16 protein-coding genes are annotated in these 22,464 nt (G+C 49.4%); 8 read left to right on the top strand and 8 right to left on the bottom strand.

Features of this window, described 5'->3' with window-relative positions:
- Positions 1–23 precede the first annotated feature (23 nt).
- The 4 genes from MHB72_RS06465 to MHB72_RS06480 form a co-directional block, all read right to left on the bottom strand.
- The gene (locus tag MHB72_RS06465) at positions 24–1,112 is read right to left on the bottom strand and encodes a Ger(x)C family spore germination protein (protein ID WP_216921063.1); all 1,089 of its coding nucleotides are present in this window, start codon (positions 1,110–1,112) and stop codon (positions 24–26) included.
- Entirely contained in the window at positions 1,109–2,227 is a 1,119-nt protein-coding gene (locus MHB72_RS06470) for a GerAB/ArcD/ProY family transporter (RefSeq protein ID WP_145654189.1), read from the bottom strand. Before MHB72_RS06470 ends, MHB72_RS06465 begins: the two co-directional genes overlap by 4 nt.
- 6 nt (positions 2,228–2,233) lie before the next feature.
- Entirely contained in the window at positions 2,234–3,703 is a 1,470-nt protein-coding gene (locus MHB72_RS06475) for a spore germination protein (RefSeq protein ID WP_023856625.1), read from the bottom strand.
- A 103-nt stretch (positions 3,704–3,806) separates the two neighbouring features.
- A complete protein-coding gene (locus MHB72_RS06480; RefSeq protein WP_023856626.1) occupies positions 3,807–4,412 on the bottom strand; it encodes a LysE/ArgO family amino acid transporter in 606 nt (201 codons plus the stop codon).
- A gap of 132 nt (positions 4,413–4,544) precedes the next feature.
- Between MHB72_RS06480 and MHB72_RS06485 the strand changes: the two genes are divergently transcribed.
- From MHB72_RS06485 to MHB72_RS06515, 7 genes are all read left to right on the top strand, one after another.
- The gene (locus MHB72_RS06485) at positions 4,545–5,984 is read left to right on the top strand and encodes an aminotransferase-like domain-containing protein (RefSeq protein ID WP_216921067.1); all 1,440 of its coding nucleotides are present in this window, start codon (positions 4,545–4,547) and stop codon (positions 5,982–5,984) included.
- Between the two features lie 285 nt (positions 5,985–6,269).
- Complete coding sequence (locus tag MHB72_RS06490; protein ID WP_216921069.1) at positions 6,270–7,616, top strand: aspartate aminotransferase family protein; 1,347 nt, start codon at positions 6,270–6,272, stop codon at positions 7,614–7,616.
- A complete protein-coding gene (locus tag MHB72_RS06495; protein ID WP_216921071.1) occupies positions 7,600–9,111 on the top strand; it encodes a pyridoxal phosphate-dependent decarboxylase family protein in 1,512 nt (503 codons plus the stop codon). Before MHB72_RS06490 ends, MHB72_RS06495 begins: the two co-directional genes overlap by 17 nt.
- Positions 9,108–10,874, top strand: a complete 1,767-nt coding sequence (locus MHB72_RS06500) for an IucA/IucC family protein (protein WP_216921073.1) — start codon at positions 9,108–9,110, stop codon at positions 10,872–10,874. Before MHB72_RS06495 ends, MHB72_RS06500 begins: the two co-directional genes overlap by 4 nt.
- Entirely contained in the window at positions 10,871–11,425 is a 555-nt protein-coding gene (locus MHB72_RS06505; RefSeq protein WP_216921075.1) for a GNAT family N-acetyltransferase, read from the top strand. The genes MHB72_RS06500 and MHB72_RS06505 overlap by 4 nt, the downstream gene beginning before the upstream one ends.
- Positions 11,400–12,743, top strand: coding sequence for a lysine N(6)-hydroxylase/L-ornithine N(5)-oxygenase family protein (locus MHB72_RS06510; protein WP_216921077.1), 1,344 nt, complete (start codon positions 11,400–11,402; stop codon positions 12,741–12,743). The genes MHB72_RS06505 and MHB72_RS06510 overlap by 26 nt, the downstream gene beginning before the upstream one ends.
- A gap of 16 nt (positions 12,744–12,759) precedes the next feature.
- Entirely contained in the window at positions 12,760–14,574 is a 1,815-nt protein-coding gene (locus MHB72_RS06515; RefSeq protein WP_197407241.1) for an IucA/IucC family protein, read from the top strand.
- A 41-nt stretch (positions 14,575–14,615) separates the two neighbouring features.
- Here MHB72_RS06515 and MHB72_RS06520 read toward each other — a convergent pair whose 3' ends face one another.
- Together MHB72_RS06520 and MHB72_RS06525 are read right to left on the bottom strand one after the other, a co-directional pair.
- Positions 14,616–15,056, bottom strand: coding sequence for a GNAT family N-acetyltransferase (locus MHB72_RS06520; protein ID WP_197407242.1), 441 nt, complete (start codon positions 15,054–15,056; stop codon positions 14,616–14,618).
- A gap of 173 nt (positions 15,057–15,229) precedes the next feature.
- A complete protein-coding gene (locus MHB72_RS06525) occupies positions 15,230–16,063 on the bottom strand; it encodes a dehydrogenase/reductase SDR family member 1 (protein ID WP_025811665.1) in 834 nt (277 codons plus the stop codon).
- A 112-nt stretch (positions 16,064–16,175) separates the two neighbouring features.
- On the opposite strand from MHB72_RS06525, the gene MHB72_RS06530 reads away from it, so the two are divergent.
- Positions 16,176–17,138: a helix-turn-helix transcriptional regulator gene (locus MHB72_RS06530; RefSeq protein ID WP_026579913.1), complete on the top strand. Its 963-nt coding sequence runs from the start codon at positions 16,176–16,178 to the stop codon at positions 17,136–17,138.
- Positions 17,139–17,211: 73 nt separating this feature from the next.
- Here MHB72_RS06530 and metH read toward each other — a convergent pair whose 3' ends face one another.
- Positions 17,212–20,628: a methionine synthase gene (gene metH, locus MHB72_RS06535; RefSeq protein ID WP_216921079.1), complete on the bottom strand. Its 3,417-nt coding sequence runs from the start codon at positions 20,626–20,628 to the stop codon at positions 17,212–17,214.
- Positions 20,621–22,450, bottom strand: coding sequence for a bifunctional homocysteine S-methyltransferase/methylenetetrahydrofolate reductase (locus MHB72_RS06540; protein WP_035338980.1), 1,830 nt, complete (start codon positions 22,448–22,450; stop codon positions 20,621–20,623). Before MHB72_RS06540 ends, metH begins: the two co-directional genes overlap by 8 nt.
- Between the last annotated feature and the right edge of the window lie 14 nt (positions 22,451–22,464).

Genomic DNA, 22,464 nt, shown 5'->3' on the forward strand with positions numbered 1-22,464 from the left:
GTTTTCAATCAACTGCAAGCCCCTTATTGCACATTCAGATTCGGTCTCAGATTCACCTGATAGTCCACCTCGACATCCATCTTCTCCCAACGATGCAGCCACGCTTTGTCGCTCATCGGCTTCGTAAACGGAAAAAGCGCTTCACCGCCGACTTCAAGCGGATCAACCCGAATGTTTTGCATGTCCTTTATCATGTCCGCTGTTTTCTTTTCCAATTCGGATTCCACATCATGGACAAGTGCGCTGAACTCGCTTTGATCCTGCAGGTTTTTGTCGCCTGTGTATTCTTCAATGCCCGCGTTTATGCTGACTTTCATTGATAAAGCTGTATTGTTTTGATTTAAGTCAAATGTGACGGTTGAGCGGGCTTGGCCGATTATGATTGACAAGTTGGGAATCGTGAGGAACTTCAGATACCTGTTATTGTTGAGCAGCTGAAAAATTTGATCGTCTATGCCGGTCAGTGTCTTCACGAATTTGTCGTTTCGGAAAAGTCCTGTTCCTTCATATGTGAACTGGTTACCATCGGTTCTGAAAACAGGCACGTAAGGATCTGAATAGTGGGTGTACAGCTGGTTTTTGAATTGATGCAGGTTAACGATGCTCATTTCACCCTGGTTGGCTCTTTCAAAATGCCTTAACGTCTGATAAAGATAAAAGTCAAAATTCTCGCTTTGCTTCAATTCGTTCAGTATATATTTGTCAAAATCGCCGTTGACGACGATGAGATAAAGGCGAGGGCCGATTTTCGGGTCTGACAGAAGCGTGTTGATAATCGGAAGTATGCCTTTGTCAGCGAGATTTTCTTCGATCATCACCATTCTCAGCTGCCCGTTTTTCAGCTCGTTGTAATAATTTAAATTAAATCGCTTGCCGACTTGTTTGATCATATCGACTTCGGTGCTGAACAGCCGCTTCTTTTCAAGGCCCACCGGAGGGACGGTGGTGCTCATTGAGATCTTTCCTTTTTTTCCTTCTTTGATATACCAAAAGGTAACCGGTGAGATTTCTTCAATCTCATTGTTTTCAACAAATGGAGAGCAGCCCTCAATCGTCATGAAAATCACAAGTGCGATACAGCCGTTTAATATGAGGCGTTTCCCGCTGATCATTGCATGCGCCCCTTTCGTTTTCCGGCAATGACAAGAATAGCCGGAATCAATGCGTAAGTGACGGCTCCGATGGATACTTCGATCAAAAACCACATATCTTGCTGCTTTCCGGATTGCCAAAACCAGGTGCTTAACACGAGCGAACATCCCATGAGCAATAGGAAGCTGAACAGAAATCCTCTTCGCGTCACAGGCTTGGCCATTCTTTTAAACAAAATGCGGAGGCCTCCGTAAAAGCAGAGTAAAAAAATCGCGATTACAAACGCAAAATGAAACATATGGGCAGACAGTAGAAACGTATCGATCCGCTCCAAAATCGGCGACTGCAAATAGCGGAGCATGTTTATCACCGGAAAAATGGTTTCCAGCAAATAAGAGGAGCCGTAGAAAAATAATGCACCGATAAACAAAAACAAATATTCGAAGAGTGAAATCGCATTACCGACCGATAAACATTTCAGCACATTAGCTTCCTTGCTGAACCATGGAGCCAGACAAATCAAATACTCGGGACTGGAAAAAGAAGACCACATGACGAGCAGCGCCTTCCAAGAATGTTCAGTCCAGTCAAAAGGAATCAACGGATATAAATCGGTCAAGGAAGCGATCGGGGGGATATAAAACCTGATAAAAATGAACACGATCCAAAATGATGACATAAAGGCAATGATGACAAATCGCATCGTATTTTCCATGCCGCGGGAGGCCGCATATCCGCTGATCACCAGAATCAAGATCACAAGCCAGTTGATATTGATGGCGGGAAAGATGAAGTGTCTCACCGTTTCGGCGTAGCTTGTGATCATGATCGCGATCTTTAACGCGAGCTGAATTAAGCCGATCAGGATAAAAAAGCGCAGCTTGCGTTCGCCGAAGAGAGCGGCAAAGCCTTCATAGCCTTTTGCGGCCGCTGGAGAAGACAGCCATTTGGACAACAGGTACAAGTTGAACTGTGACAGCATTCCGACAGCGAGCATAACGAACATCATGTAAGGGTGAACCAGATACATCGGCAGAACCAAGATGAAAAAAAGAACTTGCATACGGTTGGCGATGAGGGCGATGTAAATTCCGCCGAGAGGCCGTGTCTTGTGAAATAATTGAAAAGAACTCAAGCCGCTTCATCTCCTTTTAACGTACCGCCATTTTTGCAAGGTATGCAGATATTCGGGGCGCTTTTTCAGCCAGATCAAAGGACTTCGTATAAAAAGATCGAGCCAATCGCGCCAATATAACGGAGTAATCGGCGCAAAATAAGGCTGCTTGAGAGAAGTAAGCCCGTTCAAATGAACAAACAGTCCGATCATTCCGAAGATCAATCCGAAAAAACCGAGGCAGGCGGAGAACACGAGCATCGTAAAATGAATCAAAGTGTGCCCTTTAGCTACGATGTAGTTAGGCACCAAAAATGACGCGACCGTTGAGATGCCGACCAAAACGATTAGCACTTTGCTGACAAAGCCCGCCTGCACCGCCGCTTCTCCAATCACAATCCCCGAGATAACCCCCAATGTTGAACTTGATTTTGTCGGCATCCGCACGCTGGCTTCCTTAATAATTTCAATGACGAGCAGCATAAGAACCGCTTCCCAAAACGGGGTGAACGGCACTTTGCTCCTTGATTCGATCAGCACATAAAGGATCTGGAGCGGAAACATATGATAATGATGAGTCGACAAAGCCACATAAAAAGGGATGAGCAAAATAGACAGAAAAAAACTGGCGTAGCGCAGCATTCTAAAAAAGCTGGCAACCGGCCAGCGCGTCGTATAATCTTCAGCGGAGTGAAAAAGGTGAAAAAACGTGATCGGTGCATGTAATACAAACGGCGTCTGATCGACCAAAATGGCGACTTTGCCAATGCTTAAATTGTAGGCGGAAATGTCGGGACGCTCGGTCTGCTGGAACTGCGGAAAAATCGAATGATGATGATCTTCAATCAATTCAGTGAGCTGTGCGGAATCGAAGATCATGTCAAAATCGGTTTCCGCGATTTTTTTTCTGGCTTCCTCAATCAATTCCGGATTGGTTAATCCGGCAATATAAACGATAACAACAGATGTTTTGCTGAGCGAACAGACCGTCAGCCTTTCCGCTTTTAAATTGGTTAAAGGCAGCCTGCGCCGCAGTAAAGAAAGATTGACGTCGAGCTGCTCGGTAAAACTGTCTTTCGGACCGTACATCACCGTTTCGGTTTGAGACGGTTCGATCTGCCGGCCGACCCGATTTTCAATGGGAATGGCAAACCACTGCTGCCTGTCCGGATCATGGATGATGATCGAACCGGACATCAGCCACTCCTTTGCGGTTTCTAAAGATACGATCGGTTCAACGTGCAAAACAAAGGTTTTTAAACAGCGATATATTGACTCTTCTTCGGCGCTCATGATCAGAGGCCTGATGATCGACTGTTGCAGCATGACCCGATCAATGATGGTATGTAAATAGTAAAACACTGCTTTTTGTCCGCCTTTTGTTTCATGCTCTTCGATCACCGCATCAGCCATACCGGCGGTGGCGTCAAGAAGGGCATCTTTCGTAATGGGAGCGCTCCGCAATCCGGCTCCCTTTCTTTTATATTTTCGAAACATGGACATCCCTCATCAGCGATTGATCATTGCCGGGTTACCGGATGTCCTTATTGTGCTCGCTGCTTCTCAGGTTTATGCGGACAGAAGCCGCGTTCCCGCAGGATCAGGTAAACAGCGAGGCGCCGAGGTAGGCGGCAAGCCCCCACATGACAGCCGCAGATCCTTTATTGAACAAGGTCATGACGATCCCCTGTGAATCGAGCTGTTTGAGAAGTCTTCCCGCTGCGGCAAGTCCAAGGAACCATAGCCACGAAACGATCATACATGCACAGGTGAACAGCCAAAGATCCGCACCTTCATACGCTAAAGAGTTGGTGCCGATCACGCCGACGATATCGAGCAAGGCGTGCGGATTTAAGAGCGATACGGCTGCAGCAAAAGCGATTTGCTTTTTGGGCGGCATAGCTTCGGACGCGTTTCCTACCGCCGGTTTGCTCCTCCATGTGATCCATCCCATATAAATGAGAAACAAAAATCCTCCGGTCAAAAGGACAAATTTAACTTCAGGAAGGCCGGCGACAGCCGCGGAAATACCTGTGACTGCCAGTATAATCAGGAGGGAATCGCACAACGATGCGGAGATCACAAGCGGCAAGACACGCCAAATGCTCGATGATGCGGCCCCTTGCTGAAAAATCAGGACATTTTGCGCGCCGAGCGGCAAGATCAGTCCAAAAGCGAGAATCATTCCGTGAATAACTGCGTTCATGACTGTAAAAACCCCTTTCATTCAAAACATCCGTTTTATTGTAGAGCAAGAAGCAGGGAATGTCTCCGGCCATTTGGCTGGTCTAATTGCCCAGCCAAATGCTATCTTTTTAAAAAAGGAGCTGAACATGAAGTGCACAGACAGCTGAACAGACATTCAGACATTCCGCTATACCAGCAAATCGAACAGATCATAAAAGAGAAGATTTTACAGGGGGAATGGCCGGCCGGGACGAAAATCCCTTCACAACGCAAGCTGGCCTCCATCTTTCAAGTGAATAGAAGCACGGTTACCGCGGCTCTGGACGAGCTGACAGCCCAAGGATTTCTTGAAGGCAACCGGGGAGGAGGCACAAAGGTGGCCAATCAAACATGGTCACAATTGACGGCGGGGCCGCCGCTTGACTGGACGAGTTATGTACGTTCGGGAATTCACCGTCCCAATTCAATGACGGTTCAGGAAATCAACAGGCAGGAGTTTACAGAAGGGATCATCAGGCTCGGCACAGGTGAATTGGCGCCTGAACTGCTGCCTTATCAACAGATGGAAGAGATTCTTCGCCGCGCACCGTCTGATAGGCTGATGCTCGGGTATGAAGAACCGAAAGGAAGCCGCTATACAAGAGAGGTGCTGGCGGAGCATCTGGGCCGGAAGGGTGTGCGTGTATCGGCCGACTCGATTCTGATTGTCTCCGGAGCGCTCCAAGCGCTGCAGCTCATATCGATCGGTCTTTTGAAGCGGGGAGCCGTCGTGTTGACGGAAAAGCCGTCATACCTATACTCGCTGCACGTTTTTCAATCGATGGACATGCGGCTTTGCGGGCTTCCAATGGATGGCGGGGGATTAGACCCGTCCGTCATTCCGGCGGTAAAAAAACGGCATGGCGCCGATTTACTGTACACGATTCCGTCATTTCACAATCCGACGGGCAAACTGATGTCGGAAAACCGGAAGCGCGAGCTGATTCAAATGAGCAAGCGGCTGTCGCTCCCGGTTATTGAAGATGACGCATACGGCGACTTGCGGCTTGACGGTCCGCCGTCATCGCCGCTGAAGGCCATGGACAGAGAAGGCAGCATTCTTTATGTCAGTACACTATCGAAAACCGTCAGCCCCGGCCTTCGCATCGGCTGGATCGCAGGCCCGGAGCCCGTCATCGAGAGGCTGGCCGATATTAAAATGCAGACTGACTACGGCTCAAGTTCATTGTCGCAATGGGCGGCTGCAAAGTGGCTTTCAAGCGGACTTTATGATGAAAATCTCAGCCGGATCAAAGGCGAACTGAGAGGAAGGCGGGATGAGGCGCTCCGGTGTCTTGAGACCTATTGCAGAGGAATCGCCCGCTGGGAAAAGCCTTCAGGCGGGTTTTACATTTGGGTCACATTTCTAAAGCCGCTCTCGCTCAGCGCTTTGTTCGAACAAGCATTACAGAAAAACATCCTCATCAATCCCGGCACCCTCTACGATAAAGAAGCCAAATACAGCATCAGATTGTCCTATTCGTACGCCTCTTTGCCAGAGCTTCGCTACGGCATTCTAACGATCGCAGAACTCGCCGGGAAGCTCATGTGAGTCCCGACTGTACCGGCTGCTGAAAAATCGACGTTCAGCAGCCGCTCCTTTTTATTTCAGGCCTCGGGTTATTTAAAAGTAGTCCAAAAAATTCCATTAACATATCATTCAAGGAACTATTGATTCATATTAGCAGCTGGATTTGCAGTAGAGGAACTCTTTATGTTGCATCATTGTGAGAAACGTCCTATTTTTCTGAATCTTATTGACATGCCGGTGTCACAAAATATACACTTTTTTTGTCATTGAAAATGATAATCTTTATCAATTGGAGGAATGCTTTCTATGCCTGTACAAACGAGTTCTAAAAATCAAGTGTTTTTGGAGCAGCAAAATAGAAGAGAATCTAATGCGCGTTCATATCCGAGAAGATTTCCGCTCGCCATGCAGACAGCGGAAGGCGTCTTGGTGACTGATGCGGATGGAAAGCAATATTATGACTGTCTGGCAGGAGCGGGGACGCTTGCGCTTGGTCATAATCATCCAGTTGTGATTGAAGCGATTCAAAAAATGATTGAGGAAAAACGCCCGCTGCACACCCTTGATATTACTTCGGAAATCAAAGAAGAGTTTGTCAGCGAAGTATTTGCAAGCCTTCCTGAGGCGTTTGCCAAACGGGCGAAGATCCAGTTTTGCGGTCCGACCGGCGGCGATGCGATCGAAGCCGCTCTCAAGCTTGTCAAAACGGCGACTGGGAAAAGAACCATCCTATCGTTTCACGGCGCCTACCATGGAGCAACTCACGGAACGATGGCGCTGAGCGGGAATTTATCTCCTAAGGAAAACGTCCAGGGTCTCATGCCTGATGTGCATTTCCTGCCATATCCGTATGAATACCGCTGCCCGTTTGGAAGAGGAGGAGAGGCGAGCCACAAGCTGTCGAGCGCATATATCGAAAATATGCTGGATGATCCGGAAAGCGGAGTTTTACAGCCTGCAGGGATGATCTTTGAAGCCGTACAAGGAGAAGGAGGCTCAGTTCCGGCCCGGGCTGAATGGATAAGAGAAATGAGAAGGATTACAAAAGAACGCGGAATCCCTCTGATCATTGACGAGGTGCAGACCGGCATCGGCAGAACCGGCAAAATGTTTGCGTTCGAGCACGCCGGCATTATACCGGATGTCATCGTCCTTTCAAAAGCGATCGGCGGAAGCCTTCCTCTGTCTGTCGTCATCTATGATCAAGACCTTGATCAGTGGGGACCCGGCGCGCACATCGGCACATTCAGAGGGAACCAGATGGCGATGGCGGCCGGAAGTGCAACTTTAAAATATATAAAAGAGCACGATGTGCTATCACATGTAGAAAAGGTCGGAGCGAAGCTCATGCGGGAATTGCAAGACATTCAGGAGCACGTTCCCGAAATCGGCGATGTCCGGGGACGAGGGCTGATGATCGGCGCCGAAATTGTCGCACCGCATAAAAAGCAAAACGCAAACGGCAGCTATCCGGCTGATGCGGAGCTCGCAAGCGTGATTCAAAGAAAATGCTTTGAAAAAGGACTGATCGTTGAAACGGGAGGCCGCCATGGAAGCGTGATCCGCTTCTTGCCGCCGCTCATCGTAACAGAGGCGCAAATCGACGATATCATCACGATCTTCAGAGAGGCCGTCTATGAAGCAGTCAAGTAAACAGAAAAACTTTGATTCCCTGTTTATGCACAATGGCGAACAGGGGATCAAAGCATACCGTGACGCAGCCGAGGCCGCTGTAGAGACGCTGTGGGCCGATTGGAAGAATAAATCGAAGCCCTACAGCGGGAAGATGCCGAATGAATTAAAGCACGAAATTAAAAACTTGTTTTCGTTTAAGGAAGCGGGAGAACCGCTTGCGGATGTTCTCGCCGATCTAAAAGAAGCCTATTTGCCGCACAGGATTCATGTTGAAGATCCAAAATGCGCCGCACACCTGCACTGTCCGCCGCTTATCCCGGCGCTCGCTGCAGAGATGCTGATCAGTGTGCTGAATCAGTCGATGGATTCGTTTGATCAAAGCGGAGCGGCTTCATTGATCGAGGAAGAAATGGTGCAGTGGCTTTGCCGAAAGTTCGAGTACGGAAAGGATGCTGACGGAACATTTACGAGCGGAGGCACACAGTCTAATTACATGGGGATTCTGTTGGCACGCGATGCTTTCTGTGAAAAGCAGTGGAACTGGAACGTACAGAAGGACGGACTGCCGCCAGAAGCGGACAGGCTGCGGATCCTCTGTTCAAAGGATGCTCATTTTACCGTGAAAAAGTCGGCTTCCCAGCTCGGACTCGGAGAGCGCGCCGTCGTGCTTGTCGATACCGATGCTGAAAAGCGGATGAGCCTTTACGATTTAAAGCAAAAAACCGCTATGCTGAAGGAATCGGGCTTACATCCATTTGCGATTGTCGCAACATGCGGAACGACGGACTTCGGAAGCATCGATCCGCTTTCCGAGCTTGCGGATGCCGCGCATGCCGGCGGGCTTTGGCTCCACGTTGATGCCGCATATGGCGGGGCGTTGATTTTGAGCAGAACCCGCCGCTATCAATTGGCCGGTATCGACAGGGCCGACTCCATCAGCGTCGACTTCCACAAGCAGTTTTATCAGCCGGTCAGCTGCGGCGCTTTTCTTGTCAAAGACAGAAGGCATTTCCGCTTGATTGGTTATCATGCCGATTATTTAAATCCTGAAGAGGATGAAGCGGAGGGAATCGTTCATCTCGTCAATAAATCGATTCAGACGACGCGGCGCTTTGACGCTTTAAAGATGTTTGTCTCGCTGCGTGTGCTTGGAGAAGATACATTCGCCGAGATGATTGACTGGACATTCGCATTGGCTGAAGCGGCAGCGGAAAAAATCTCAGCAAGCGATCGGTTCGAACTGCTGAATCCACACCCTGAACTGAATGCTGTCGTCTTCCGCTGCCTCGCCTCAGAAGACGACGCGGAGAACGACCGTTTGAATAAATGTATCCACAGAGAATTGTTCAGAACGGGACAGGCGGTGATCGCAAAGACGGCAGCAGCTGGGAAAACATATTTAAAATTCACGCTGCTGAATCCGCGGACGACGCTTTCGGATCTTGACGACATTCTCGGCAGGATTCAAGAGCTTGCAAGTCTTTATACGAATAGCAGGAGGGTAACAAGATGATTTCATTTAAAGAAATAGCAGAAAACGCTACGATTCAAAGTTTTTTAAATTGCTATTTGCGTGAAACCGGCATCGAAACCCGTGAGATCGCGGACGGCTCTCAAAAAACGCTGATTGTCCCCCTAGAGCGCCAGCAAATCGAGCTGATCGTTCCGATCAAGTACTGGTCGAAGACGGGACGGCACCTTTTCTCATTTCCGCTTTACTATCAAACAGCCCAAAACGGAAAGCCGCTTCCGCTCGACTATGTCACGCTCGTCTCCCTCGCTTCAAAAGAATTGCTTCTTCAGCAAAACCGCGGGGGTGCCGAGGATGAATTCATGCTCAGAGTCATTTTGAGCTGCCGCAATATCAGCCGTTATGTGGAAGAACGGGCCGGTGATCAAAATGAGCTTAGCCGCGCTGATTTTACGTTTATCGAAACGGAGCAGTCGCTCTTGCTCGGCCATCTGATGCATCCGACGCCAAAAAGCAGGCAGGGGATGAAGCCTGAAGAGGAAAACATTTTCTCACCTGAATTGAAAGGGGAGTTTCAGCTTCATTATTTTAAGGCGCATGCCTCGCTCGTTCTGCACGATTCAAGTACAGGAACAAAAGCGCCGCTAGTCATACAAGAGGAATTGAGAAACGACCCGATGATTGATAATGCGTGGCTAGACGAGCAAACGGCCGATCCGGATTTTGCGCTTCTTCCCGCACACCCGCTCCAGGCGAGAGCTTTGCTGGAGGAGCCGTATGTTCAAAAATTGATCGATCAAGGTCTCCTTACATATCTCGGTGCAAAGGGCCGGACGTTCACGGCGACATCCTCCGTCCGTACGGTTTACAGCAGGCACTCGCGCTATATGTACAAATTCTCGGTCCCGATCAAAATCACGAATTCGCTTCGTGTGAACAAGCAGAAAGAATTGGACAGAGGTGTTGAAATGGCCCGGCTGCTTCAGACAGAACTCGGTCAAAGGTTAAAACAGGAGTTTTCGGGCTTTCGCGTCATCACAGATCCTGCCTACATCTCGATTCGGGGTGAGAACGGGGAGTCCGGCTTTGAAGTCGTGATCAGGGAGAATCCGTTTTATGAAGACGACCGTTCTGCATGTCTGGTCGCCGGGCTTTGCCAAGATCACGCCTACGGGAAAGAGTCGCGGCTGTCCTCTGTTATCTGCGGGCTGGCGTTAAAAGAAGGGCGGACGACGGAAGAAGTGAGTATCGATTGGTTTGACAAATACTTATCGATTTCGCTTGAGCCTGTTTTATGGCTGTTTGAAACATACGGACTGGCGATTGAAGCGCACCAGCAAAACGCCGTTATCCGCTTAAAAAACGGCTATCCGGAGACGTTTTACTACAGGGATAACCAAGGCTATTATTACAGTGAATCAAAAGTCAGTATTCTTTCCAAGCTGATCGAAGGCTTAAGCGAAAGGAGCGAGACGATCTGCTCGGACAGTGTGGCTGTTGAGAGACTGCGCTACTATTTCTTTTTTAACCATTTGTTTGGGCTGGTGAACGGCTTTGGCTGCGAAGGGCTGATCCGGGAAGAAACGCTCTTGTCCATGATCAGAGAGCGGCTTGAAAAAGCGGAACAAATTTACGGCATCACTGAGTTGACGGACAGCCTGCTTCGGTTTGCGGAGCTTCCGTGCAAGGCCAATCTGCTGACGAGATTTTACGACATGGATGAGCTGACGGGCTCGCTTGAAACCCAGTCTCGCTATACGTCTGTCGGCAATCCGCTGTTAAAGGAGGCGGCGGCCGTCCAATGAACGACCGGATCACATTTCAAAAAGCGGACTATGCAAGAGACGTATCGCTCGTCTATCGCTGGATGCAGGAGGAGCACGTCATCCCGTTTTGGCATTTAAACATGCCGTTTGCAAAATTTGAAGACCATTTTCACAAGGCCATCACAGACCCCCACCAAACGCTGTACATCGGCTCTATCGACGGTGTGCCCATGAGCTACTGGGAGTCGTACTGGGTCAAGGGGGACGTCATTGAACACCACTATGACAATGAACCTTTTGACCAGGGCATCCACCTGTTGATCGGAGAAAAAGAGTACTTGGGAAAAGGGCTGGCCCTTCCGCTTTTAAAAGCGATGGTCTGTATGCAATTTGCCGAGCCTAACACAAAAAAGGTCATCGCAGAGCCGGATATCCGCAACAAAAAAATGATTCATGTTTTTGAAAAATGCGGGTTTCGCCCGATTAAACCTGTGAATCTCCCTGATAAAACCGGATTATTGATGTTTTGCGAACGAGAACATTTTTTTGAAAAGGGGAAAAAAGATGAACTCTACAAAGAGAGCCACTGATGTATATGATGTCATCGGCGTCGGCATCGGGCCGTTTAACCTCGGTCTTGCCGCATTAGCCGATTCCGTGCCTGAGATTAATGCGCTGTTTTTTGAACGAAATGAAAGTTTTAACTGGCATCCCGGCATGCTGATTGAAGGGACGACACTGCAGGTGCCGTTTTTGGCCGACTTGGTGAGCATGGCCGATGTGACAAGCGAATACAGCTTTTTAAACTATCTCCAGCAGCATAACCGTCTGTATTCTTTTTATTTTCTGGAAGACTTTCATATTCCGAGAAAGGAATACAACCACTACTGCCGCTGGGTGGCAGAACAGCTTGACTCGTGCCGCTTCGGGATGAATGTTGAAAGCATATCGCTCATTGAATCGAATCCGGAGGCGCTTTTTAAAGTGCGGGTCGTGAATCGGGAAAACGGCGGGGAAGCCGTTTATTACACGAGGCATGTGGCGCTTGGCATTGGGACGGGCCCGCACGTTCCCGAAACGCTCTCAGACGCTTTGGGAGGCTCGGTGTTCCATTCAGCTGAGTATTTAATGAGAAAGCCCGACGGATTTAAAGGGAAAAGGGTGGCCGTCGTCGGCTCCGGTCAAAGCGCAGCCGAGGTGTTTTATGACCTCGTCGGTGAAGATGAAGCGGAGCATGTCAGCTGGCTCACCCGCTCAAAAGGCTTCTTCCCGATGGAATATTCGAACCTCGGGCTCGAATATTTTTCGCCTGACTATATCGATTTTTTCTATCAGCTTCCGCAGTGGAAAAAAGATGAATTGCTAACGCAGCAGGATCTGCTTTATAAAGGAATCAGCGCGAAAACGATAAGCGATATTTATCATCTTCTGTATGAGCGGACCTGCGGAGGGCGGGAAGCGGCTTTTGATCTTCAGTCCATGACAGAAGTCAAGCAGATCGAACAGCATGGAGAAACGCTGATTCTGCACTGCGCAAACCGGGTGAGTGAAGAACGGTTTGAGCGGCAGGCAGATGCGGTCGTCCTGGCGACGGGCTATAAAGAGAGGCTGCCGGAGTGTCTGGCACCTGTTGACAGCCTGATTGAAAAGGACGCGGGCGGCCGCTATGTCATTACGCGCGACTATAGACTGGTGACAGCTGCAACATCAAAAAACCATATTTTCGTTCAAAACGGAGAGCTGCACACGCACGGCGTCGGAGCGCCTGACCTGGGACTCGGCGCTTACCGGAACTCGGTGATCATCAATCAGCTAGCCGGGAGAGAAGTATACAACGTCAGCCACAAAACGGTTTTCCAGACATTCGGAACAGGAATCACCGAAAAAACCGCGGTGCCAAACGGCTAATAAAGGAGGCATTTTCATGTTGTTTCAAGATGAATTAAAGAGGGTCCTCAATCCGGACAGGTGGACAGAAGTCAATCGGCGATTACTGGCGAAGATGCTTTCTGAGTATATGTATGAGGATATCATCAAGCCCGATTTCATTGAAACTGAAGACGGCATCAACCGGTATGAGCTGAGAACGGCGGAGGATAAGGTGTACCGGTTTGCCGCCAAACCCCGCATGTTTGACAGTTTTGACGCGATGCCGGAGACGATTGAAGTCTTCAAGAGCGGACAATGGACAAAACAAGTGAGCGCGATTGAATTTCTCCTCGATATCCAGCCGCATATCCCGATGAGTCCGGAAACAGCGGGGCATTTGATCAAAGAGTTCAACCATACGATGCTGGCGGATGCTCATCTTTTGGCAAAGGATGCGCTTACGGCTGACGAGCTGACCGAAGCCGATTATGCCGTCATTGAAGGCGAGATGACAGGCCATCCGTGGATCGTCTACAACAAAGGAAGAATCGGTTTTGGCTATGATGACTACCTCCGGTTTGCACCGGAAAATCAGAGAGCCGAACGGCTGCTGTGGATCGCTGTACACAAAGAGACCGCGTCATTCCACTCAGTTGAAGGACTCGATTATGAAACGCTGATTCATAAAGAGCTTGATGAGCTGACTTTAAGGCAGTTCGCTAAAGTGATAGAAAAGCAGGACGCAGCCAGTGAAGACTATTATTATCTGCCCGTCCACAAATGGCAGTGGACAAATACGATCATTCAGCAGTTTCCGGAAGAAATTGCTTCAAAAGCGATCATTCCTTTAGGGGAAGGCGGAGACGAGTACCTGCCGCAGCAGTCGATCAGGACCTTTACAAACATCACAAACAAACACAAGCATCATATTAAACTGCCGATGAGCATTTTAAATACGCTTGTATACAGAGGACTGCCGTCGGAGCGGACGGTGATCGCGCCGAGAATTACTGAGCATATTAAAGGGATCGCCGAAAACGACGCATTTCTAAAAGATGAATGCAGGGTGATCCTGCCAGGCGAAAATGCCAGTCTGAACGTTGATCACCAATACTATCATGCTCTTGAAAAAGCCCCGTATCAATATTTGGAAATGCTCGGCGCTATTTTCAGAGAAAGCATTTATACGTATTTGGAAGATGGAGAGCAGCCTGTTACGCTCGCTTCTTTAACATACATTGATCAAGGCGGCGTGCCGTTTATCAGGCGCCTGATCGAAAAGTCGGAGCTGTCAGCGGAGGAGTGGATCGGAAAGCTGTTTAACACCGTGATGCCGCCGCTTCTGCATTTCATGTACTGCTACGGAACCGTATTTTCGCCGCACGGACAAAATACGATTCTCGTCTTAAAAGATTATCAGCCGCACAGGCTGGCGATTAAAGATTTTGTAGATGACGTCAATATCAGCGACCAGCCGCTGCCTGAACTGAGCGGTTTGACAGAAGATTTAAAAGTCGTTCTCAGAAGCGAGCCGCCGGAAGGGCTTGTGCAGTTTATCTTTACAGGGCTTTTCATTTGCCATTTGCGCTATGTGGCCAACATTTTGGAAAATGACGGTCTGCTTCCTGAAAAGCGCCTGTGGAAAGCTTTGGCTGATGCGATTTTGGAATATCAGCAGAGATTCCCTGAACTGCATGAGCGCTTCGAATTGTTCGACTTATTCAAGCCGGAATTGACGAAGCTCTGCCTCAACAGAAACCGGATGGTCGACTACGGCTATAAGGACGGAGATGACCGCCCGCACGCCTCCGAATTCGGAAAAGTGACAAACGCGCTTGCGCAATTTAAAAAAGAGGCCGCAAAGCTGTAATGCTCATGCGGCAGAGAATGCCCCGCTTCCGGCGGGGTTTTTTATGTCAATTTCTTATACATCAAAATATGAGGTCCGATCGGCGGTATATCGTAGACCCCGCCTTGTTCGCTGAAGCCGAGCTTTTTATAGTACCCGCTCACAGATGTCCTGGCGTTGCACCATAAAAGGTCTGCGCCTTTTTTCCGAAGACGCTCTTCGGCATGGCGGATAAGCGTACTGCCCGCTTTTTGCTCGCGGTACCCTTCAAGTGTCGCCATCCCTCTCAGCTGATACTGTTTTTGGCCTTCAAGCTCTGAATGTTCGGCTTTATGAAAGGAGGCGATGCTGATCAGCCTGTCCCGATAATATCCGCCGAGGTGAAACGTGCCCCCGAGCAAATCGGTTTCATACTTGCATGCTTCCAGCGGCTGATTCGGCCGGAGAATGCGGTGCCTGATCTCATACGTATCTTCCGCGTTTATAGGTTTGACTTCAATCATATGATTCCTCCTTCAGTTGCAGTTCAGATTGGGCGAACGAAATTCCGCGTGCTGTTAAAATCATGACTGTCATTCCATTATATAACGCTGGCGGAAACGATCAAAGCAGGATAAACGCCTTCACCTGATCTGCCTTTAAAGAATCATTTCCCCCGAGAGGCGATCCCTAATCCCTATATCGTAAATGGCGGAATATACCGTCCGTCCACATCTGTAAACTGATATTCTTTGGCTAAATCACCAACTCTTAACGCACGTCCGCTTTTCTCCATCACATCCGGATCTTTGGCCAATGCTGTGATTCCGCGTCCGACATAATAAGGCGTTTCGGTTTTCCTTAAATCTTCTGACTCCTGCCAATCCGCCTCATCTGATTCATGGTACTTCAGCACAAGTTCGGTTCTCATAAATCCCGGCGAAACGGCAAGAACGGCAATGTTGTCCCGTTTTAATTCCAATGAAAGACCGTACGCCATCCGGACGATGGCGTTCTTGGCCAAATCGTAATAAAACTGTCCGGTGTATTTGTTCTCATCCCAAAAGGTCGTATGAATGATAAGAGCTTGTTTATTTTCGCGAAGGAGCGGCACGGCGAAGTGGTTCGTCGCCAGCTGGGCGCGCACCCCTGCGGTGAACATCGTATCCCAATTTTTTAATGACAATTCCCAAAAAGGCTTTGCCTCGACACCCAGATCGTGCGCACCCCATACATTGTTGATCAAGATATCCAGTTTTCCTTGTTCTTCGCGAATTTTAGCGATGACAGCCTCTGTTTCTGAATCGTTCGTATGATCACATCTTACAGCAATACCCTTTCCGCCGGAAGCTTCAATTTGTGACACGGTGTCATCAATTGTACCGGGCCATTGATTCGTGGAAGCCCCCCTGATGCTGCGGCCTGTCATATACACGGTTGCACCGGCTTTTCCAAGTTCGACAGCGATGGCGCGGCCGGCGCCTCTGCTTCCGCCTGTTACGAGAGCGATTTTTCCTTTCAGCGGTTTCATTCATCCCATTCCTTTCATTATAAAAGATATGCTCATTATAAAAGCTGAATCTTGACAACCATTGTCATATTTTATTAAATAAGTTCATCCATTGATAAAAAAAGGTGGTCATATGAGAGGAGATCGACTGATATCTATTCTTTTAATGCTTCAGGCGCAGGGACAAATGACGGCGAAAGAATTAGCGGAAAGGCTGGAAGTCTCGGAGCGGACGATTTACAGAGATATGGAAGCGTTAAGCGGAGCTGGAATTCCCGTTGTGGCCGAGCGCGGGATTAACGGAGGCTGGTCATTACTTGATGATTACCAAACCACTTTAACCGGTTTAAAAGAATCTGAAATACGCGCATTATTTGTCCCGCTTTCTGAACAATTGCTGGACGATCTCGGATTAACCCGCATATCCGAAGAAGCCCGAAATAAACTGATAGCCTCGCTTCCTTCGGTATATCGTCAAAACGCAAAAGACGTGTGGAACCGAATATATATTGATACCCGTGCATGGCGCCATAAGAAAGAAAAAGCAGCATCCTTTGAAGTGCTGAAAGATGCCATATGGAAAGATCAAAAATTAAAAATCGTTTATCAGCGGGCAGATGGACAAACAGCTGATCGAATTGTAGCACCGCTTGGACTGGTAGCTAAAGGGTCAAACTGGTATCTGATTGCATCTAAAGAAAATGGGGAGATTCGAAATTACAGGGCTTCACGGATTCATTCTGCCACTCCTGTCCGCGAAACATTTGAAAGGCCCGAAAACTTTGATATTGCTCACGTATGGCAGTCTTCAACAAAGGAATTTATCGAAAGGCTGCCGACGTATGAAGTGCGGGTGAAGGCGGCGCAGGACATCTTGCCGAGGCTGTCGTTTACCAATTATTTTGTGCGGATCATCGAAACAAATGAGGTCGATCAGGAGGGGTGGATCCCCGTTACATTATCTTTTGATACGGAAGAAGAAGCGAAAAGGTATATACTCGGGTTCGCAGAGCACATAAGGATTATTGAACCTAAAGAACTGCACGGGAAGATACTCAACATGGCTGAATCCATTGTTGCTCATTATAAATCCTGAAGTATTCGCGGCATATGTTACGTCCATACAAAATGAACCCTGCAGGCCGCAAACGGCAAGCAGGGTCTTCGGGTTAATGAACATTGAAATATCTGGCTTCCGGATGGGAGACAACGATCGCTGATACGGAAGCTTCGGGCTCCATCATAAAGCCATCTGTTAAATGAACGCCGATTCCTTCGGGCTGGATGAGTCTGAAGAGTTTTTCCTGATCTTCGAGATTCGGACAGGCCGGATATCCGAAGGAGTAGCGCTGTCCCTGGTATTTCGCCTGAAAACGCTGTTCCATCGTGAAGTCTGGTGCATCAGGGAAGCCCCAGCGGTCGCGGATAACTTGGTGCGTCCGTTCGGCGAGTCCTTCGGCCAGCTCAAGAGCAAGCGCTTGTACCGCATGACTTTTCAAGTAGTCGCCTTCCTCCTTAAAGCGGTTGGCGGCTGCTCTTACATGTCTGCCCGCTGTCACGGCAAAGAACGAGACATAATCAAGCTCTCCTTTCGGTCGGACATAATCGGAAATACAGCGGTACGGAAGCTTTTCCTGCCTAGGAAAAACAAACGTTTCAAGGATGCTGTCTTTGTTCCCGGGGTCTAAAATATGGAGCGAATCCCCGTCGCTGTACGCGGGGAAAAATTGATAGACGACCGCGGGGTCGAACCAGCCGTGCTCTTTCCCGTCTATCAGCAACTCGTCAATCAGCTCTTTCAGCTCCAGTGCTTTCGGATGCTGTTCAGCCAGGAGTTTTTTGACTTTTCCTTTCAAGCCGAGGTGATGGCCGAGCAGCATTTGTTCATTGACATACGGCACGATATAGGAAAGGTCGATATTTTTCAAATAGTGCCGCTTCAAGTCTTCCGGCTGAAAGACCGGCGCCTGCGGAACGTGCGCCCGTTTTTCAAGCATTTCAATCACGGCTTTCGTCTGCTTTTTTTCTGCGACGGCGGCGGGTGCAGCGGCTTCTTTTTTCTCGAGAAACTGCGACGGGTCCGTCCGCAGCTGATTGGCGAGCGATAAGCCGTCCATGGCGTCCTTCGCGTATAAAACCGGCCCTTTATATTCAGGCGAAATTTTCATGTTTGTGAACTTTCTTGAAAGAGCGGCTCCGCCGACCATAATCGGGATGGAAATATCCGCTTTGTCGAGGTCCTGCGCTGTAACGACCATTTGCTGCGCCGATTTGACGAGCAGGCCGGACAGACCGATGATATCGGGATTCTCTTTACGGACCGCTTCAATTAATTCCTGCGGTGTCACTTTAATCCCAAGATCGACAACCTTGTAGCCGTTGTTGCTTAAAATAATGTCGACTAAGTTTTTGCCGATATCATGGACATCGCCTTTAACGGTTGCCAAAACGATCTTTCCTTTGCCGCTGTCGTCTTTCTTTTCCATATACTGTTCGAGAAAGGAAACGGCAGCTTTCATGACTTCTGCCGACTGCAGCACTTCAGCGACAATCAGCTCATTGTTGTTAAACAGCCGTCCGACCTCCGCCATGCCATCCATAAGCGGACCGTTGATCACGTCGAGCGGGGCGGCAAATTTTTTCAACGCTTGTTCGAGATCGGGAATCAAGCCTTCTTTTGTACCCTCGATGACGTACTCAGACAAGCGCTCTTCCAGGGAAAGAGATGTTTTCGGCTGTTTGTCCGTTTTTTTCTTTCCGCGGTAGAAGTCAGTGAAGGATGCGAGCGTTTTGTCATCAGTGTGAAACAGAAGTTTTTCAGCCATTTCGACTTCTTCTTTAGGAATGGAAGCGAACCGCTCAAGCTTTTCCGTGTTGACGATCGCGTAATCAAGCCCGGCCTGTGTTGCGTGGTACAAGAATACAGCATTTAAGATTTCCCGGCCGACGGGCGGAAGACCGAATGAGACGTTGCTGACGCCGAGAATCGTTAAACATTCAGGGAGCCGCTCTTTGATGAGGCGGATGCCTTCGATCGTTTCTTTAGCTGAGCCGATGTATTGTTCATCACCTGTTCCGACAGGGAAGACGAGCGGATCGAAGATGATATCGCTGGCCGGTATTCCGTACTTTTCGGTGAGCAGCTGATGCGACCTGACGGCGACGGCCAGCTTCTTTTCCGCGGTGACCGCCATTCCCTCTTCATCGATCGTGCCGACGACGAGTGCCCCTCCGAACTGTTTGACGAGCGGAAGGATGTCAGCGAACCTTTCTTCGCCGTCTTCAAGGTTGATTGAATTGATGATCGCTTTTCCCTGTGAGTATTTCAGCGCCTTTTCAATCACCGTTTTGTCCGTCGAGTCGATGACAAACGGGGCTTTTACTTTTTTCATCGCTTCTTTTAAGAAGCCTTCCATATCTTCCGCTTCATCGCGGTCCGGGTCTGCAAGGCAGATGTCGATGACATGGGCGCCGTTTTTCACTTGGGCTCTCGCGATTTCGGATGCTTCCTCAAATTTCTGTTCGGCGATCAGCCGCTTGAATTTTCTCGATCCGATGACATTTGTCCGCTCCCCGACAAAAAGGGGACGCATCGGTTCTTCATAAATTAGTCCGTCGATCCCTGAGACGGTGTGCGGCTTTTTTTCCGAAGGGACCGTCCGCGGCGGCAGCGAGGCTACTTCATCGGCCAGCGCTTCAATATGGGCGGGCGTCGTTCCGCAGCAGCCGCCGACAATGTTCAGCCAGCCTTCTTCTGCAAACGCCTTGATTTTTTTCGCGAGCGATTGCGGTGATTCATGGTATTGTCCCTCCTCATCGGGGAGGCCGGCATTCGGATAGCAGCTGACGGCCGTCCTCGCAAGGGAAGAAAGGGTTCTGATGTGATCTGTCATAAATTCCGGGCCCGTCGCGCAATTTAAACCGACGCTGACCGGCTTCATATGCTCGAGTGAGATATAGAACGATTCGATATCCTGGCCGGCCAGTGTCGTGCCCATCGGTTCGATCGTGCCTGATACCATGAGGGGAAGGGTTTTGCCGGTTTTTTCGAAGGCTTGCCTGATGCCGATAAAGCCCGCTTTAACGTTCAGCATATCCTGGCTCGTTTCGAGCAGCAAGAGGTCGGCTCCCCCTGTGATCAGCGCTCTTGCCTGTTCCTCGTAATTATCGATCAGCTCGTCAAAGGTCGTGCCGCCGGTGACGGAAAGGGTTTTTGTCGTCGGACCCATCGCGCCGGCGACAAACCTTGGCCATTCAGGTGTGGAAAACTTTTCGGCGGCCGCTTTGGCGAGTTTGACTGAAGCGAGGTTGACTTCATAGGCGCGCTGCCCGAGGTCGTACTCGTCCAGAACGAGCCGTGTGGCTCCGAATGTATTGGTTTCGATGATATCGGCTTTAGCGGCCAGATAGGCTTCGTGGATGCCCTGAATGATATGAGGTGCCGTGATGCTTAGAAATTCATTGCACCCTTCATAGGCCTCGCCGCCGAAGTCAGCGGCGGACAAACCGGCATTCTGGATCATCGTTCCCATCGCACCGTCAAGGACGAGGATTTTTTTCTTCAGCTGGTCATTGATGTTAGACATTTGTTTTCTCCTTTTCTTTCTGGTGGATATATGCCGTCAGTTCGGCGGTTAAATCAGACCGCAAAAACGGTGTGATCAGATAAATGCCGTTGAACAGGTCGCACGCCGCATCAAGCAGGGAGCGGGCGATCGCGAGCCCTTCCTCGGCCTGTTTTTGTTTGTCATTTCCCGCCAGCGCCATCTTTTCGCGGATTGAATCGGACAGTTTGATGCCGGGGATTTCGTTGTGGATGAATTCCGCGTTGCGGCTGCTGGTCAGCGGCATGACGCCGATATAGATCGGTGTTTCAAGATGCTTTGTTTCTTCGTGGATTTTGATGAGCTGCTCCTCTGAATAGACAGGCTGGGAAATGAAATAGTCTGCGCCGCAGGCGATTTTTTTCTCAAGCCGTTTCACCGCTTTGTCAATGTGTCTGACATTCGGATTGAAGGCGGCCGCCACTGAGAAATTTGTTTTCTTGCCGAGCGGTTTACCCGAATATGACAAGCCTTCGTTAAACTGTTTGATCAGGCTGATCAAATCGAACGATGTCAGATCATAGACGGAAGTCGCTCCCGGAAAGTCGCCGATTTTCGACGGATCGCCGGTAATCGCCAGCACGTCTGACAGCCCCAGTGTATCGAGCCCCATTAGATGGGACTGCAGGCCGATCAGGTTGCGGTCTCTGCATGTAATATGGATCAGCGACCTCATATCGAGGCGCTGTTTTAAGAGCGCGCCGCAGGCGACATTGCTGATCCTCGGTGTGGCAAGCGAGTTGTCCGCCAATGTCAGTGCATCGATTCCGGCTGATTGAAGCTCTTTAGCGGCGTGCAAAAATTTCTCAAAGTTTAATTGTTTTGGAGGATCGAGTTCGACGATAATGGACCGTTTTTGCTTGGCCAGATCGTCGAGAACGGGCTCTGTCCTTTCGTTTTGAACAGCAAGCGCCGCTTTCTTTCTGATTTTCACGTGCTTTTCGGTGACTGGAGGAAGCCCTTTGACTGCCTCAGCCATCGCCCTGATGTGGTTCGGCGTGGTTCCGCAGCAGCCGCCGATGATCCGTGCGCCTTGATTGCGGAATTCCTCCGCGCTTTCCCTGAAATATTCATCATCTGTCTCATAAACAAGCCTGCCTTCGACAAGGGACGGGAGGCTGCTGTTCGGATAGACGGAAAGATAGGCGTCTTCTAAAAGCGGGACTTCTTCAAGCGCTCTGATCATATGATAAGGGCCGAGGCGGCAGTTGATGCCAACGACGTCTGCGCCGAGGGATGCCAGCTGCTTCAGGCCGTCCGCAAGCGGGGTTCCGTCCTGAAGAACGCCCTCTTCGTGCATTGAGACATTCAAAATGATCGGCAGCTCTGTTTCCTTTCTGGCAATCTTTAAAACTTCGCGCGCTTCTTCTAAATCATAATAGGTTTCGAGCAGAAGTCCGTCCGGCTGCTCATTTAACAGAAGATAGAGCTGTTCGCGGAAGCTTCTTTTAATGTCCTCGAGAGAATACGAGTTTTTGTTGAACGTCCGGATTCCGCCGAGCGTACCGAGAACATAAGCAGAACCGGCGGCGGAGCGGGCGAGACGGACCGCTTTTTCGTTGATTTGTTTTGTTTCGTCTTCGAGCCCGTATCTGGACAGCTTGATGAAGTTTGCGCCGTACGTGTTCGTTTGAATAATATCGGCGCCGGCCTGTACATACGCTTCGTGGACGCGTCTCACTTCTTCGGGCTTGGAGATGTTCAGTTCCTCAAAACACCTGTCGATCCCGTAGGAATACAGAAGTGTGCCCATTGCGCCGTCCGCGATTAACGTTTTGCTTTTTATATCCTCCAAAAAACCCATCGTTTTCCCCCTTA

It is taken from the genome of Bacillus sp. FSL K6-1284, assembly GCF_038002625.1.
GTDB lineage: Bacteria > Bacillota > Bacilli > Bacillales > Bacillaceae > Bacillus > Bacillus paralicheniformis.

Bases quoted from the DNA above. Each gene is read 5' to 3' on its own strand.
- MHB72_RS06465 (WP_216921063.1), bottom strand. From the start codon at position 1,112: ATGATCAGCGGGAAACGCCTCATATTAAACGGCTGTATCGCACTTGTG.
- MHB72_RS06475 (WP_023856625.1), bottom strand. From the start codon at position 3,703: ATGTTTCGAAAATATAAAAGAAAGGGAGCCGGATTGCGGAGCGCTCCC.
- MHB72_RS06480 (WP_023856626.1), bottom strand. From the start codon at position 4,412: ATGAACGCAGTTATTCACGGAATGATTCTCGCTTTTGGACTGATCTTG.
- MHB72_RS06490 (WP_216921069.1), top strand. From the start codon at position 6,270: ATGCCTGTACAAACGAGTTCTAAAAATCAAGTGTTTTTGGAGCAGCAA.
- MHB72_RS06495 (WP_216921071.1), top strand. From the start codon at position 7,600: ATGAAGCAGTCAAGTAAACAGAAAAACTTTGATTCCCTGTTTATGCAC.
- MHB72_RS06500 (WP_216921073.1), top strand. From the start codon at position 9,108: ATGATTTCATTTAAAGAAATAGCAGAAAACGCTACGATTCAAAGTTTT.
- MHB72_RS06505 (WP_216921075.1), top strand. From the start codon at position 10,871: ATGAACGACCGGATCACATTTCAAAAAGCGGACTATGCAAGAGACGTA.
- MHB72_RS06510 (WP_216921077.1), top strand. From the start codon at position 11,400: ATGAACTCTACAAAGAGAGCCACTGATGTATATGATGTCATCGGCGTC.
- MHB72_RS06515 (WP_197407241.1), top strand. From the start codon at position 12,760: ATGTTGTTTCAAGATGAATTAAAGAGGGTCCTCAATCCGGACAGGTGG.
- MHB72_RS06520 (WP_197407242.1), bottom strand. From the start codon at position 15,056: ATGATTGAAGTCAAACCTATAAACGCGGAAGATACGTATGAGATCAGG.
- MHB72_RS06525 (WP_025811665.1), bottom strand. From the start codon at position 16,063: ATGAAACCGCTGAAAGGAAAAATCGCTCTCGTAACAGGCGGAAGCAGA.
- MHB72_RS06530 (WP_026579913.1), top strand. From the start codon at position 16,176: ATGAGAGGAGATCGACTGATATCTATTCTTTTAATGCTTCAGGCGCAG.
- metH (WP_216921079.1), bottom strand. From the start codon at position 20,628: ATGTCTAACATCAATGACCAGCTGAAGAAAAAAATCCTCGTCCTTGAC.
- MHB72_RS06540 (WP_035338980.1), bottom strand. From the start codon at position 22,450: ATGGGTTTTTTGGAGGATATAAAAAGCAAAACGTTAATCGCGGACGGC.